At 68.8% G+C, this 12,049-nt stretch carries 13 protein-coding genes; 7 read left to right on the top strand and 6 right to left on the bottom strand.

Going from position 1 to position 12,049, the window contains the following annotated elements:
• A partial coding sequence (locus AC08OP_RS12410) for an acyl-CoA dehydrogenase family protein (protein WP_476614333.1) occupies nucleotides 1-1,184 on the bottom strand: 1,184 nt, incomplete at its 3' end.
• A gap of 448 nt (nucleotides 1,185-1,632) precedes the next feature.
• On the opposite strand from AC08OP_RS12410, the gene AC08OP_RS12405 reads away from it, so the two are divergent.
• Nucleotides 1,633-3,219, top strand: a complete 1,587-nt coding sequence (locus AC08OP_RS12405; RefSeq protein WP_476614332.1) for an alkaline phosphatase D family protein — start codon at nucleotides 1,633-1,635, stop codon at nucleotides 3,217-3,219.
• A gap of 152 nt (nucleotides 3,220-3,371) precedes the next feature.
• Here the strand turns inward: AC08OP_RS12405 and AC08OP_RS12400 are convergent, their stop codons facing one another.
• Nucleotides 3,372-3,950 carry a hypothetical protein gene (locus AC08OP_RS12400; protein ID WP_476614331.1) on the bottom strand — a complete coding sequence of 193 codons (579 nt, stop codon included), beginning with the start codon at nucleotides 3,948-3,950 and terminating at the stop codon, nucleotides 3,372-3,374.
• Between the two features lie 234 nt (nucleotides 3,951-4,184).
• Here AC08OP_RS12400 and AC08OP_RS12395 point away from each other — a divergent pair, with 234 nt between their 5' ends.
• From AC08OP_RS12395 to AC08OP_RS12375, 5 genes are all read left to right on the top strand, one after another.
• Nucleotides 4,185-5,222 carry a DUF72 domain-containing protein gene (locus AC08OP_RS12395; RefSeq protein WP_476614330.1) on the top strand — a complete coding sequence of 346 codons (1,038 nt, stop codon included), beginning with the start codon at nucleotides 4,185-4,187 and terminating at the stop codon, nucleotides 5,220-5,222.
• Nucleotides 5,223-5,228: 6 nt separating this feature from the next.
• Entirely contained in the window at nucleotides 5,229-6,716 is a 1,488-nt protein-coding gene (locus tag AC08OP_RS12390; RefSeq protein ID WP_476614329.1) for an SUMF1/EgtB/PvdO family nonheme iron enzyme, read from the top strand.
• 2 nt (nucleotides 6,717-6,718) lie between these two features.
• Nucleotides 6,719-6,991 carry a hypothetical protein gene (locus AC08OP_RS12385; protein ID WP_476614334.1) on the top strand — a complete coding sequence of 91 codons (273 nt, stop codon included), beginning with the start codon at nucleotides 6,719-6,721 and terminating at the stop codon, nucleotides 6,989-6,991.
• A gap of 23 nt (nucleotides 6,992-7,014) precedes the next feature.
• Nucleotides 7,015-8,223, top strand: coding sequence for a hypothetical protein (locus AC08OP_RS12380; protein WP_476614328.1), 1,209 nt, complete (start codon nucleotides 7,015-7,017; stop codon nucleotides 8,221-8,223).
• 217 nt (nucleotides 8,224-8,440) lie between these two features.
• The gene (locus AC08OP_RS12375; RefSeq protein WP_476614327.1) at nucleotides 8,441-9,280 is read left to right on the top strand and encodes an NAD(P)-dependent alcohol dehydrogenase; all 840 of its coding nucleotides are present in this window, start codon (nucleotides 8,441-8,443) and stop codon (nucleotides 9,278-9,280) included.
• Here the strand turns inward: AC08OP_RS12375 and AC08OP_RS12370 are convergent.
• Together AC08OP_RS12370 and AC08OP_RS12365 are read right to left on the bottom strand one after the other, a co-directional pair.
• Entirely contained in the window at nucleotides 9,267-9,713 is a 447-nt protein-coding gene (locus AC08OP_RS12370) for a transposase family protein (RefSeq protein ID WP_476614326.1), read from the bottom strand. The two genes, AC08OP_RS12375 and AC08OP_RS12370, sit on opposite strands and share 14 nt — an antisense overlap.
• A gap of 169 nt (nucleotides 9,714-9,882) precedes the next feature.
• Entirely contained in the window at nucleotides 9,883-10,251 is a 369-nt protein-coding gene (locus AC08OP_RS12365) for a hypothetical protein (protein WP_476614325.1), read from the bottom strand.
• A 251-nt stretch (nucleotides 10,252-10,502) separates the two neighbouring features.
• Between AC08OP_RS12365 and AC08OP_RS12360 the strand changes: the two genes are divergently transcribed.
• Nucleotides 10,503-10,769, top strand: a complete 267-nt coding sequence (locus tag AC08OP_RS12360; RefSeq protein ID WP_476614324.1) for a hypothetical protein — start codon at nucleotides 10,503-10,505, stop codon at nucleotides 10,767-10,769.
• Nucleotides 10,770-11,006: 237 nt separating this feature from the next.
• Here AC08OP_RS12360 and AC08OP_RS12355 read toward each other — a convergent pair whose 3' ends face one another.
• Together AC08OP_RS12355 and AC08OP_RS12350 are read right to left on the bottom strand one after the other, a co-directional pair.
• The gene (locus tag AC08OP_RS12355; protein ID WP_476614323.1) at nucleotides 11,007-11,648 is read right to left on the bottom strand and encodes a CoA transferase subunit B; all 642 of its coding nucleotides are present in this window, start codon (nucleotides 11,646-11,648) and stop codon (nucleotides 11,007-11,009) included.
• A partial coding sequence (locus AC08OP_RS12350; RefSeq protein ID WP_476614322.1) for a CoA transferase subunit A occupies nucleotides 11,645-12,049 on the bottom strand: 405 nt, incomplete at its 5' end. The genes AC08OP_RS12350 and AC08OP_RS12355, both read right to left, overlap by 4 nt.

Below are 12,049 nucleotides of genomic sequence, written 5' to 3'. Positions count from 1 at the left end.
CCCAGGAGATATGACCCGATCATCTCGAAGTTCGTCGGCGCCAGGGTGATGTGCGCGACCACGGTGTGGATGTCGCGGAAGCAGCGGTCGAGCCGGCCGGCCGCGCCCAGGGCCCTGGTGCCGGCCAGGCCGTGCAGGGTGTCCACGGCCTTCAGGGTGTTTTCGCCGACGGCGGCGGCGGCGAGCCGGATCAGGGCGCTGAGCTTCTCCCCACCGATGAGGCGGGCACTCGCGTGGCCGGCCGCATCGTCGAGTAGCAGTTCGCCCGCCCTGACCAGGGCCGCAGCGCGGGCGAGGCCGGCCTGAACGGTGTGGCTGGACGCCAGCGTCTCCGTCCCGCGGGCAGGAACCGCGCTGACCGCCAGCCCCGGGAAGGCGCTCAGCGCGTCCTGGGCGATGCCGAGCGCTGTTGACGCGGTCGTGAACGGGCCGAAGTCGTAGTACGCGATGGGGTAGCCGCGCGAGGGCCGGGCCGCGGGCAGCCGGCGCAGCAGCCCGCCGTCGACGGTGTGCTCCTCGGGGACGAAGAGGTCGTCGACAGTGAAGCTGACGCTCCCGGTGCCGCGCAGCCCTATCGTGAACCAGTCGTCGGTGAAACGGGCGGCATCCCGCGGAACGAACATCATCCGGGTTGTGGGCGGGGTCGGGGCCGACGAGTCCGCCATACTTCCCGCGGCTACCTCGCCGGCCGCGCTGGTTTCGGTGACGAGTGAGGCGCACACCAGCCAGTCGGCGTGGGTGGAGCCGCTGGCGAAGGACCACCGACCGCGTACCCGGTAACCGCCGGGGACGGCCTCGGCGTGGCCCGACGGGTTGATCCCACCGACGACGAGACCATCGCTCTCCCGGAACATCCGGCCGGCCGTCTGCTCCGGGAGGTAGTCCGACATCCGGCCGATAACGCCCTGGACCCCCATCTGCCAGGCGACGGAGGCGTCGATCCGGGCGAGCGCCTGGAGCACCGTGGAACCGGTCCGGACACTCACCCCGCCACCGCCGAAGGCCGGGGAGACCCACATCCGGTGGATGTTCTGCTCACGCAGGGCGTCGATGACGTCGGGCGGCGTCATTCTCTCCTGTTCGGCCTGTTCACGGTGCTGGACCAGGACCGGGGCGACTTTCTCGACCCGGGCGAGCCAGTGCCTGGTCTCGTCGTCGGGGTGGGCGGGGCCTGGCCAGAACATGTCACGCATCCACTCTGATCAACCGCCTGATCTGCGGAGACATCGTCCGTCCCTTTCTCGCCGAGGGAGGTAACGGCTGGTCACTGACGGCAAAGCTCCGACTGAAACCGCATCTACGGATAGATCATAGCAATTTCTACGTAGATACGGATCGCGAAAGCGCTAAGGGGCCGTGAGAGCGGCCCAGATGACCAGGGTTTCCCCGGCTCTGCGGCTCTGCGGCTCTGCGCGTGACTTCATCCGAGCGGTCGGCGCCCGGGTTCCTCGCGAGGGTTACCCGGAAGAGGTGGTCTGGGCGGGACGCGGTGCGGCAGGCGGTGCGGGACGCCACGCACAGTTCACTTTTTCGCTTCCGGAACGGGGGCCGACGGCTGCCCGGAACCTGCACTGTGATGGTCGACGTCGGGGGACTGCGGCCATACGGACAGTGACAGGAGGGCCGGGCGGGATGGCAGAGGAACGCGTGCCGAACCGACGGGACGTGCTGGCCCGAGCGACGGTGGCGTCACTGGCTGCCGCCGCCGGCACCGCCGTAGGGGTTCCGGCGGCGCGGGCCGCGGTCGCGGACCGGGCCCCGGGCCAGGTGCGGGGTGGCCGGCCCACGTTCACCTCCGGCGTGCAGTCCGGCGATGTCACCGCGGACAGCGCGGTGGTGTGGGCACGGGCCGATCGGCCGGCGGTGCTCGCGGTCGACGTGGCAGCCACCGAGACGTTCACCGCCGCCCGGCGGGTCGGCGTCGTCCGGGTGGGCGCGGCGACCGACTTCACCGCCTCGGTGCCGGTCCGCGGCCTGCCTGCCGGCGAGGAGGTGTTCTACCGGGTCCGCCTCGCCTCGGCGGATGACCCGGCGCTCGTCGGCGAGACGTCGACCGGCCGGTTCCGGACTGCCCCCGGGCGTGCCGGCGACGTCTCGTTCATCTGGTCGGGTGACATCTGCGGCCAGGGGTGGGGTATCAACCCCGATCTCGGCGGAATGCGGATCTTCGAGACGATGCGCCGGCTGAACCCGGACTTCGCGATCTGCTCCGGGGACACCGTGTACGCGGACGGGCCGCTCCTCCCGACGGTTCCGCTCGCGGACGGCTCGGTGTGGCGCAACCTCGTCGTCCCGGAGAAGTCCAAGGTCGCCGAGACCCTCGCGGAGTACCGCGGCAACTACCGGTACAACCTGCTCGACGCAAACCTGCTCGCGTTCAACCGCGAGGTGCCGTGGGTGTTCCAGTGGGACGACCACGAGACGCTCAACAACTGGTATCCCGGTGAGATTCTCGACGATTCCCGGTACAGCGAGAAACGGGTGGACGTCCTCGCGGCGCGCTCGCGGCAGGCGTTCCTGGAGTACACCCCGTTCATTCCCGGTCGGGCCGGCCCGGGCGGGAGGATCTACCGCAGGATCTCCTACGGCCCGCTGCTCGACGTCTTCGTCCTGGACCTGCGCTCGTTCAAGAACCCGAATCCCGACGGCCAGGAGGATCCCGCCGGCGTGGCGATCCTCGGCCGCCACCAGAGCGAGTGGCTGCTGGCCGGGCTCGCCGCCAGCCGCGCCACCTGGAAGGTGGTCGCCGCCGATCTCCCGCTCGGGCTGCTGGTGCCGGACAACCCGAGCGGCGTGGAGGCGGTGGCGCAGGGCCGGCCGGGTGTCCCCCTGGGGCGCGAGGTGGAAATCGCGGACCTCCTCGCCGGCCTCCGCCGGCACCGGGTCCGCAATGTGGTCTGGGTGACTGCTGACGTCCATTACACGGCGGCGCACCACTACCACCCGGACCGGGCCGCCTTCACCGATTTCGACCCGTTCTGGGAGTTCGTTTCCGGGCCGTTGAACGCCGGAACGTTCGGCCCGAACACGCTCGACCCCACCTTCGGCCCCGAGGCTGTTTTCGTGAAGGCCCCTCCGGCGGGTCAGTCCAACCTGCCGCCCTCGGCCGGTCTGCAGTTCTTCGGCCGCGTGCACCTCGATCCCGGTGGCGGGCTCACCGTGGAGCTGCGGGACTCCGGTGGTGCGGTGCTCTGGTCGACCACGCTCGCTGCCGCCTGACCGGCCGCCGCCTGACCGGCCGCCGCCCCGGGCAATCTGCTCGGGCCGGCTGGCCGTCGTTACCCCGCCACCCCAGGAGGACATCAACCGGCCCGGGTCCGTAGCCGACTCCGACTCCGGCTACGGACCCGGACCCGGATCCGTGTCTGCGGTCAGCTGATGGTCCGGCTGACCCGGACGAACAGGTGGTGGAAGCCGGCGATGCCACCGAACAGGCCGCCGATCTCCAGCACCTGGACGCGGGCCAGCGTGTCGGCGGTCGTGGTGTCTGAGGACGGCAGGTTGGCGAGGGCCTTGGCGAACGCCTCGTCGAAGCTGAGCGCGGGTGACAGTCCGATGGCCTCTTCCGCCCCTGCCTCGGTCCCCGCCTCCGGCGCGGCGGTCCGGTGAGCGCTCCCGCGAACGGTGTCGACGTAGCCGGCCAGTTCCTTGCCGCAGGGCTCGATGTCGACCTGGTCGGTGCCGTCGGCGTGATGGACGGTGATCCGGGGTTGATCCTCGGGGTAGCGAACCATCTCGGCGTAGCGGTATGGCGTGACCACCTGCGGGAAGACGCCGGGCCGCGCGCGGCGCTCGAGGTCGAACTGTTGCGGGAAGATGCGCACCCTGCTCTCGGCGATGTCGACGTCGAATCCGGGCGTGGGCAGGTCGCCTTCGGCGACGATCAGCACGTACGGCCCTTCGCGGAAAGCACTTATTCTGGTCCGACTGGCCAGTTCACGACGACTCATGGCTTCTCCCAACGGCGGAGGAATGGGTCCGGAAGTGGTTCCCCTCGATGGCATTCTCGTACGTCGTGTGGCCGGACGGCTGCCGTTGCCGTATAGCCGACAGGACCGGGTCCGAGCCCGAGCGGGGTACCGGTACATTCGCCTGTAAAAGGATAACGGATCCTGACGTCAACCATGCCGTTCGCGGGCAGGTACCGGTTCGCGAGCGTGGAACCCGGCGGGGAGGTGACGGGCATGGGTGACATTCTGGTCGGGACGGCTTCCTGGACGGACCCGACGCTGCTGAGGTCCGGATGGTACCCACCGGAGGTCACCAGCGCCGAGCAGCGGCTGCGCTACTATGCCCGGCAGTTCCCGCTGGTCGAGGTCGACTCCACCTACTACGCGCCGCCGGCGGAGCGGACGGTGCGGACGTGGGCGACGCGCACCCCGGCCGACTTCACCTTCAACGTCAAGGCTTTCTCGCTGCTCACGGGGCATCCGACTCGCCCGGGCGCGCTGTACAGGGACCTGCGCGACGTTGTCGGGCTGGATCGGAGGAACCTCTACGTCCGCGACCTGGACGCCAACGTCGTCGACGAGGTGTGGGAGCGGTTCCTCACCGCGCTGGCACCGCTCACCGAGGCCGGCAAGCTCGGCGCTCTGCTCTTCCAGTTCCCGCAGTGGTTTCCGATCAGCGCCGCGAACAAGCGCTACGTCCTGGAGTGCCAGCGCCGGTGCCGGCGGGTGCGGATCTGCGTGGAATTCCGTAACCACACCTGGATGGACGAACGCAACCGTGAGGAGACACTCGATTTCCTCGCCTCTCAGGCGATTCCGTACGTGTGCGTCGACATGCCCCAGGGCTATCCGAGTTCGATTCCGCCGGTGCTCGCCGCGACTGCCGATCTCGCGGTCGTCCGGTTCCACGGTCACAGCGAGCGGTGGACGAGCAAGGACATCCACGAACGCTTCGGCTACCGCTACAGCGAGGACGAACTGCGCGCATGGGCCCCGAGGATCCGGGAGCTGGCGAACGGCGTCGCCACGACCCACGTCCTCATGAACAACTGCTATGCCGACTATGCGCAGCGCAACGCCAGACAGTTGGCCGACCTGCTGGCCCGGCTCGACTCTCGCGAGAACCGTGGTCGTCGGAGGGACGAACAGAGTTCCCGTTTACGTCCCAGAGTCGGTGGCAGGGCGTCACGCTCGTTGGCTGACTTGTCCCAATCCGGAGCCGTTGGGGAGCCGATCGGTTACGATCCGCCTGGGTTGCAGGGCGGGAGGTGATCCAGTTTGGCGGAGCCGGGAACGTCGGCGCACTATGAGCGCCTCGCCGACGCGTACGACCAGAACTGGACCTACAGCGACGCCTTCCTCGACTGGATGGCCCGGGAGATGGCCGGGGCGCTCACCCTGACCTCCCACGATCGGATCATCGACGTCGGGTGCGGGACGGGACTGTACACCCGCCGGGTTTTCGAGATCGTCCGGCCGTTGACGCCGATCCTGTGCGCCGACCCGTCCGAGGGGATGCTGAGCCAGCTGCCTTCGGATCCCGGTCTTCGCCCGGTGCACGCCTCGGCGGAGCAGCTCGTCGGCGCGGCCAGCCCCGACGCGACGACGGCCGTCGAGCCCGGTTCGCTCGACGTGGTGATGATCAAAGAGGCGATCCACCACGTGGCCCCCGCCGACCGCCCGCGGGTCATCGCCGGGCTCGCCGATCTCCGGCCCAGGCTGGAGAGTTATTTCGGCCCGGCATTCCTGGCCGATCAGGCGGTGTTCACTCTGGCGGACCTCTGCACCCACGTCGGCATCGAATGCTTCGCCGAGGGACGGGTCACGCTGGAGACGTTCCTGCTCGCGCCCCTGTTCCGCCTGGCCGGCGCCGGCACGGTGGCGTTGGTGCACACCGTTTTCCAGGAGTATTTCGCCGCGTGCTACCTGCGGACCGCGGCCGGACGGGAAGCCGCGGGCAGCAACGCCGAACCGATTCTGACCGAGCAGGTCCGGGAGTTCCTCGTCCACCTCGGCGCCGAGACGATCCCCGCGCCCCCGCGGACGCTCCCGGCAGCGACGTACCTGGTCGGGCCGAGCCACCGCCTCCTCCTCCGAAAGATCGAGAAGCCGGTGCTGTTCGACGAGTTCCCCGTGACGGTCGGGCGGTACAAGGCGTTTCTCGCCGCGGTCGCCGAGCAGGGCTGCGCGCAGTGGGATCATCCGGGCGCTCCGCCAGGCCACACCCACGAACCATGGCGGGAACGCTTGCGAAACCCGGAGTACTTCACCGATCCGGCGTACGACAACTACCCGGCGAACTGCGTCAACTGGTGGAGTGCCTACGCCTTCGCCCGCTTCGAGGGCAAGCGGCTGCCGACCTGCGTCGAGTGGGAGGCCGCCGCCCGGGGCACGGACGGCCGGCTGTTCCCCTGGGGAGACGACGTCGACCTGACCGCGGTCAACTGCGCCGACGCGTGGAGTGGCCGGCCGTTGGTGACCTACGAGGTTTGGAAGCAGGAGATCGACGGTGGCCGGTTGCGGGACTGCGCCCCGACCCCGGTGACCGATCATGCGGCGAACCTGTCCCCGTTCGGAGTGCACGGCATGTCCGGCAACGTGTGGGAATGGACCGAGACCGTGTTCGACGGGATCAACTCCGCGGTGATCTGCGGTGGCTCCTACGACAACCCGTACCGGGCGGTGCAGACCTCGTCGAAGGCCCTGTACCTACGCCGGGGCAGCAGTAACGCCGTCGGGTTCCGCTGCGTGCGGGAGGTCGCGTGACCATGACCGGCGTGCCGGACAGCGGGCAGCGGTTCGGCCGGATCGTCGACCGCCAACCGCTGGGCAGCGGACCCCACCGGGTCACCGCGACCTACCTGGTTCGCGACGACGAGACCGGCGAGATCCACGGCTTCGACTACAGCGACATCGTCACCGAAGGATTCCGCACGATCATCGTCGGGGAGCGTGTGCGTTTCGAGGTCGACCCGTCCACCGGCCGAGCCCACTTCGTGATCAGACTGGATCTTCCGGAGGTCGACGAATTCTACCGGTAGACCGTCCGGGACGGCGTTCCTTCGTGGTCGTCTGTCCCGCCTTCCTCACCGGCACCCCGGACTGGCCGGAAGGTCCGCTGCCGTTACGCCACAAGGAAATCGAAGCGACCACCGCCGCGCGCAGCACCTATTTCAGCGCCGCCTGCGCACGCATCCTCTACGGCACGCCTGACCGGCCGAGCCGCTGGCAGCGCACCGCACCCACCGGCGAGACGAACAACCCGATCTTCGGGACGGAGATCCTCCTACCCGACCCGGACCGGCCGGACCGCGCCTTCGTCATCGTCCACGTCCATGTTCACGTCCAGACCGGCGGGTCCGAGCTCCTCGACGTCCTGCGCGCCGTCGCCGGCCGGCGCGGCAGTGCGACCCCACCCCCCGACCTCGGCTCGGCGCTGCCCACCTGGGCCCGCCTGGCGCCGTCGGCCCGAGGGTTCACGATCGCGTTCCTGACCTTCCCCACCCTTCCCGAAGCCGACCCGCCGCGACCCGCTGACGCCGTCCGAATCGACTCCTGGTCGACCGCGGACACCTGGCTGTGGCATCTCGCATCCCGTACCGCCAACGCCGACTACCCACCGGATCCCGACCACGCCGACCAGCTCCTCGACGGACGAGTGATCCTCTCCGCCGACTGGCGCGGGCTCGTCACCCGGGACGGCGCCGCCTTTCTCGGTCTACGCCCCGACGACGGCGCCGACGATGCGTTCTTCGGCTTCGCCCAGCTCTACGCCCACACCACCTACCTCGACGCGGTCCTGATCGGCATGATCCAGAACGCGGCCATCACCGAGATGATCGACGAGGCGGCCCGCGCGTTCGAAGCCCAGGACCTCACGCGTCATCTCGCCCGTCTCGAAGAACGGGCCGCCCGATTCCGCAACATCTACTGGCTCCGGGACGCCAGCGCCCACGGCCCGGCGAACGACATCCTCACCGCCTACCAGGCACAGCACCATCTGCCCGAGCGGTTCGACGCCGTGCTCACCGAGATCGTTGACCTGAACCGGATCGCCCAGACCCAGGAGGGGCAGCAGGTCGGCGCGGCGCTCGGCGTCCTCACCGTCGTCGGCCTGCCCTTCGGCGCCGCCTTCGCGGTACTCCAGGTCCTCGGCGCGAACTCGGCGCGAGACCTCCTCATCGGCGTGCTCGCCGCGCTCGCCGGCTCCGGCGCCCTGCTCCTCACCCGGTTCGGCCGGCTTCTGCTCCGCTCTCTCCGTCAACCGGAGTAACGGGCTCACGAAGGAGAGCGGAACCTCGGCCAAGCCTCGGAAAGGGGCGCTCCGTCGTCAGCGCACCGGGACGGCGGCGGAGCTTGATACTGTGACCGCACAGTTGACTGGACGGCCACGGCAGACGCCACGGCAGACATTGAACTGTGCGAAGCCAGTCGAAGTTTTCGATAATCCGCTGGCAGGGCATGTGTCGCTATGATCACTTGATTCCGCCGTGCGAGGCGACCCGCTCGTCGCGCGACTCATGCCCGGAATGGGACTGACCAGGCCGAAGCACCGTGTGGCCGGGATCGACGCGTCGGGCGTCGTGGAGGCGGTCGGCGCGAACGTGCACGGGCTACGACCCGGCGACGAGGTGCTCGGCTTCTGCCCAGGCGCATTCGCCGAGTACGTCCGCGCCCCGGCGGACACGGTGGTACCCAAGCCGGCCGGCCTGACCTTCGAGCAGGCGGCGGCGCTCCCAATCGCCGCGACCACCGCCCTGCGGGGGATCCGCGACATGGGTGGGGTCCAGGCCGGGCACCTGGTACTCGTCAACGGGGCCGCCGGCGGCGTCGGTACATACGCCATCCAGATCGCGGCCGCGCTCGGCGCGGAAGTCACCGGGGTGTGCAGCACCCGCAACGTCGAACTGGTCCGCGCGCTCGGCGCCACACACGTCATCGACTACACCACCGATGACTTCACCGACGCGCACACCCACTACGACGTGATCCTCGACAACGTCGGCAACCGGCCACTGAGCCGGCTGCGCCGGGCGCTGACCCCGACGGGAACCCTCGTGCTCAATGCCGGCGGTTCACCCGGCCACGTCGTCGGGGCGGTCGGCTGGATGCTCCGCGCGATCGTGGTCAACGGTTTCGTCCGGCAGCGGCTCCGACCGCTGCCCACCCGTCAGGATCAGGCGGAGCTGCTCACCCTCACCCGGCTCGTCGAGGACGGGAAGCTCACGTCGGTCATCGACCGGACGTACCCACTGGTCGAGGTCGCCGAGGGTCTGCGCTATCTGGAACGGGGGCACGCTCGCGGCAAGGTCGTCGTCACCACGGCATGAGCGGCTCTTCGCGGTACGGCGGATTCCGTGTGTCGCCGCGGAACCGCAGCACCACCGACTGGGTCGGGCTGGCCTGATGTGTCGGCAGGCTGGGGACCAGGTAGGCGACCTCGGTCTCGGTGGCTTTCACCCCGCGGCCGACCAGCCAGCGGGCGGTCTCGGTCTGGGTGCGCAGAGCATCCGCCTGACCGGCATCGGCGGCCCATTCGCCGATCGCGGTGAACGACCGCGCGCCAGCGAGCACCGCGCACGTCGCCAGGGTCAGCACCACCGCCAGGCTGTGCCGTCTACCTCGGGGTTTCCGCGGGTCCGGGACCCGGCCGAAGACCGCCAGCAGACCCGTCACCGACGACGGATGGTGATGACCGTCGGCGACGGCGGCAGCCAGCTGATCGAGAGCAGGGGCAGGCGGCGATACTGGGACGGCGGGCACGACATCTCGGGTCGATCATGACGGCGTAGGAACCTCCATGATCTCCAGGTGTCGTGCCCGTACCCCTGAAGCCCCGGACCCGGCGTCAGCCTCTCGCTGCACAGTCCCACCAGAAACCCCAGCCAGCACCGATCACCTGCGCGTCAGCAAACTTGCCGAGGCCCTGCTATCAGGCCGCTTCCGCCGCTTCCATCGCTTCCGTCAAGTCGGCCACCGTTCTGGCGAAGGCCGCAGCCCCCAGAGGGAACTCACGCTGGTCGGTCCAGCAGACTAGGACGGCCGAGTAGGCGTCACCTGCGGCCAGGTAGGGCGCGAGGGCGGTCAGGCCTTTGTGGGGGAGGGCGGGAAAGAAGCCGAAGCCGAAGGCGAAGCTGGCAGCTTCGAAGGCGGCGTTGCCGGTGACATTGTTGGGGTTCCTCGTAGCAGCGTCGGCGTACTGCCGTAGTTCCTCGGGGGTGACGACCTGCGAATTGATGCGGCCCGAGAGGGAGTTCGCCGATACCGGTGCCTTATCGCTGGGTTGATGGGAGGAGCGCATGGCCTAAATTCTACGAGTAGTCCAGGGCATCTGCAAGGCATCTCGTGCTTTCGTGAATATTTCGCTCCTGAACCGTCCCGGTCTCTAAAAAACTCGGGGCGGTGCATTTTTCGTTTTTTGCTCATTATGGGAATCTGCCGACCATCGCAATATGTTATGCCGCCCATTGCTAAGGAGAAACTCGGAGCGGACACGGTCCCGACCAGCGCGTTCACCCCGCGGACCAGCAGCGACCGTACCGTGATTTTGGTGTGGCCGAACGCCGCGCCCTGCTTGCCTGGCCCGTAGACCCGCCGCTGGCAGGAGCGGAACCAGCACTCGAGGCCGACGATCCCGTCGGGCTCGTTCGCGGGGATATTCGTGACTATGAAGCTGACCGCGAGGGCGTGGTCGGCCACGCCCTCGGGAGCCAGCGTCAGCTGGCCCTGCCCCGCCAGGGACCGGAGCCGTCGGCGCCGTCCCGCCCGCTCGTGGCCGGCTTCCGCGACGACCCGGTGCTGCGTATACCCGTCACCTGACGGGTGCCTTTCGTCTGGGATGTCGTGTTGGTGTGGTGGCCCCTATTCTCCCTGCGCGACAGGCACCCGTTCACGTCCCACGGGTCAACAGTCAACCACCATCCCCGCCCTACTGGCGGATCTAGGTCTGAACGCCTCCGTAACGGTCCAGCCGCGGACTATTACGGAAGACAGCAGCACCCAGGCGTAGACCGGATCACGGCGACGCCGCCGCGGCCCGGAACGCCGAACAACCGGTCACCTAAGAGCGATCGTGAGGTTGGGTGTGGTGGCCACGCGGACGTCGTCCATGGTGACGCCGGGCGCGGTCTCCCGCAGGATCAGGCCGATGCCGGGCTCGATGTCGATCACTGCCAGGTCAGTGATGACGCGATGCACACAGGCCTGTCCGGTCAGCGGCAGCGTGCACTCGTCGAGGAGCTTGTGGCTGCCGTCCCGGGCAACATGCTCCATCATCACGACGACCCGCCGGGCACCGTGGACTAGGTCCATGGCGCCGCCCATGCCTTTGACCATCTTTCCGGGGATCATCCAGTTGGAGAGGTCCCCGGCGGCGGACACCTGCATAGCACCCAGGATTGCGACGTCGACGTGCCCGCCGCGGATCATGCCGAATGACGTCGCTGAGTCGAAGGTGCTGGCTCCGCGCAGGAGCGTGACGGTCTGTTTGCCCGCATTGATCAGATCGGGGTCGACCTCGTCGTCGTAGGGGAAGGGGCCGACGCCGAGGAGTCCGTTCTCGCTGTGCAAGGTGACCGTGACACAGGGTGGGAGATGGTTCGCTACCAGGGTCGGCAGGCCGATGCCCAGATTGACGTACTGGCCGTCAGTCAGTTCGGCGGCCACCTGCTTGGCCATCTGCTCGCGGGTCCAGCTCATCGGGAACTCACCGTCCTCTTCTCGATCCGCTTTTCGGTGGTGGGGACGTGGACGACGCGCTGCACGAAGATGCCGGGGGTGTGGATTTCGGCCGGGTCGAGCTCACCGGGTTCGACGAGCTCCTCCACCTCGGCGATCGTCACTCTGCCCGCGGTGGCGCACAACGGGTTGAAGTTCGCGGCGCTCCCCCGGTATACGAGGTTGCCATGCCGGTCGCCCTTCCAAGCATGGACCAACGCGAACTGGCAAACGATCGCCCGCTCCAGCACATAGCGGATCCCGTCGAATTCCCGGGTCTCCTTCGACGGCGACGGGAGCGCAACGCCACCGGCCCCGTCATACCGCCACGGCAGACCGCCGTCGGCAACCTGGGTCCCCACCCCCGCCGGAGTGTAGAAAGC

The organism is Frankia sp. CeRuru1, assembly GCF_977966315.1.
This window is presented reverse-complemented; position numbering and strand designations above follow the sequence as displayed.